We start from the raw sequence: 1,624 nt of genomic DNA, 5'->3' as shown, positions 1-1,624 counted from the left end.
GCCTGCGCCGGTCTGGAGCGGCCGCGACCGACGCCTTGGCCCAGTCGGGCACGCCGAGAGCGGCCAGGTCGGCACTGGCGCCCGCGGCATCGAGTTGCTCGTAGGTGACGCACTTGGCGGCGGAACCGGCGCCGAGGCAGCTGGCGGCGGCGATCTTGGTGTAGATGCCTTCCGTAGGGGCGCCGGTGTGGACGTCGCGCCGGTTGTGCAGCTGACGCCCCTCCGAGATCACGACGTTGCCGACGCGCGAGTCCTTCGACACCAGCGAGGTCACCGCGTGCGCGGCGGGACTGTTCTTCTGCACCGCGTAGTACCCGGGCTGCACGCTGTTCATGTTCGAATTGCGCACGGCCGCTTCGTAGAACGCTTCCGAACTGGCGACGACACCCTTTTCCTTCATGGTGTCGGCGATCTGGGTGGCGGTGTCACCAGAGTGCACCTGGACCACCACGAGTTCGCCGGGCGGGCCCGCGAAATCCTCGGCGGGCGCGAGACTGCCCATCAGTTTGTACCCGGCGAAACCTGCGGCGGAGACGACCAGCACGACGAACACTGCCGCGATCACCCACATATTGCGGCGGCGCTTCTTGCGCTCAGCCGCCTTCCGCGAGGCGATCCGTGATTTGGCGCGTCCCGACGGCTTGTTCCGGCCGGGCGGCTTGTTCCGGCCGGACCCCGCGCGAGGACGGCCACGCTCGGCCGTCGCGGCGCGCTGCCCGACGCGGCGCGGCGGAACGGCCGGCTCCGGCTCGGGTTCCGGTTCGAGGACGTCTTCCAGGATCTGGTCGTCGTAGACCTCGTCCTCATAGCGCGGGATGACGTCGGTGCCGTCCTCGTCCCACTCGCCGCGATCCGGCGCCGCGTCCTCACGCACTGTGCGGGCATCGAGCCCCCAGTCGTCGCGGCGGGGGTAGCGCCGATCAGCTTCCCGAGCCCGGTAGCGTTCCTCGGCCCTGGTCCATCGGTCGGTCATGCATCGTCTCCGACCCTCGCCGTATCTGCTGCGTCCTTCAACACCGAACTCCGCTCGTCCAACCATCCTTGCAGAATCGACACGGCTGCCGCCTGATCGATCATCTGCCGCTGGCCACGTGCGCGAACTCCACTGTCGCGCAGCGCACGTGCAGCAGACACCGTAGTCAAACGTTCGTCGGAAAGGCGTATCGGAATCGGGTCGATCACCCGGCGCAACTGCTTGGCAAACTTACGCGCGATGGTGGCCGCGGTGCCGTTTTCGCCGCGCAGCGTGCGTGGCAGACCGATGATCACTTCGACCGCTTCGTATTCCCGCACAATGTCGGCAATTCTTGCGATATCGGCGGGTGGGCCCGCGCGCCCACCGGATTTGGCGCGCGCGACGGTCTCGACGGGGGTGGCGAGGATGCCGTCGGGGTCGCTCGAGGCGACTCCGATGCGCACGCTACCGACGTCGATCGCGATCCGGCGGCCCCGACCCGGGTCGGTCTCCGGGTCGGGGCGGTCGGCCGATTCCTCGCTGGACGAACCAGGGGTGGTCATCAGCCGGCGAGTTCGGCCACCCGGGCGCGGACCGCGGTCAAACCGGCCGGGATGCCCGACGGATCCGAGCCCGGCGCGCGGGGGCGCCGCCTCGTCGGCTGGGACG

Annotated in this window: 2 protein-coding genes; both read right to left on the bottom strand. The window is 69.5% G+C overall.

Features of this window, described 5'->3' with window-relative positions:
* Nucleotides 1-973, bottom strand: a 973-nt coding sequence (locus ACFWF3_RS35230) for an endolytic transglycosylase MltG (protein WP_379318452.1), incomplete at its 3' end; no start/stop codon positions are given.
* Nucleotides 970-1,518 carry a Holliday junction resolvase RuvX gene (gene ruvX / locus ACFWF3_RS35225; RefSeq protein ID WP_378989019.1) on the bottom strand — a complete coding sequence of 183 codons (549 nt, stop codon included), beginning with the start codon at nt 1,516-1,518 and terminating at the stop codon, nt 970-972. The genes ACFWF3_RS35230 and ruvX, both read right to left, overlap by 4 nt.
* Nucleotides 1,519-1,624: the final 106 nt, after the last annotated feature.

Origin of the sequence: Nocardia sp. NPDC060220 (assembly GCF_042727815.1) — a bacterium.
Taxonomy (GTDB): domain Bacteria; phylum Actinomycetota; class Actinomycetes; order Mycobacteriales; family Mycobacteriaceae; genus Nocardia.
This window is presented reverse-complemented; position numbering and strand designations above follow the sequence as displayed.

Excerpts from the sequence above, each read along its gene's own strand:
- ruvX (WP_378989019.1), bottom strand. The coding sequence starts at position 1,518 with ATGACCACCCCTGGTTCGTCCAGCGAGGAATCGGCCGACCGCCCCGAC.